Raw genomic sequence first — 575 nt, 5'->3', positions numbered from 1 at the left:
TCGGCGATGGGGCGGGCCCCCTCGCCGACCGCGACGACCACGTCGGCCCGGGCGGCGGCGTAGGCGCCGACGGCACGGTGCTCGGCCTCGCTGTCGGCGCCGAGTTCGAGCATGGTGCCGAGGACGGCGATGCGGCGGCCGCCCTCGATCGCCGCCAGCGCGTCCAGGGCGGCGCGGGCCGAGTCGGGGTTGGCGTTGTAGGAGTCGTTGAGGAGGGTGGCTCCGCAGGCCAGGTCGCGGGGCTCCATGCGCCACCTCGACAGTGCGACCGTGCCCAGTGCCGCCGCTGCTGTGGTGAGCGGGATGCCGGCCGCGAGGGCTGCGGCCGCGGCGGCCGCGGCGTTGAGTGCCTGGTGGGCGCCGACCAGTGGCAGTGCGACGCGGGCCGAGGCGCCGGCGGTGTGCAGGGTGAAGGTGGGCCGGCCGTGCCGGTCGAGGGTGAGGTCGCCTACGCGTACGTCGGCGTGCCCGGCGTGTCCGAAGGTCAGCACCGGGCCGTCGGTGAGCGCGCGCATCGCGCTCACCCGGGGGTCGTCGGCGTTGAGGACGGCGGTGCCGCCGGGTGCCAGGCCCTG

1 protein-coding gene is annotated in these 575 nt (G+C 77.2%); it reads right to left on the bottom strand.

The window, feature by feature from the left end; translation table 11 throughout:
- A partial coding sequence (locus tag DMH12_RS38760) for a glutamate ligase domain-containing protein (protein ID WP_260474512.1) occupies positions 1–575 on the bottom strand: 575 nt, incomplete at both ends.

The sequence above is a fragment of the Streptomyces sp. WAC 04229 genome (genome assembly GCF_003947455.1).
Classification (GTDB): domain Bacteria; phylum Actinomycetota; class Actinomycetes; order Streptomycetales; family Streptomycetaceae; genus Streptomyces.
Note: the sequence above shows the minus strand (reverse complement) of the source record. Positions and strands in the feature narration are given on the sequence as shown.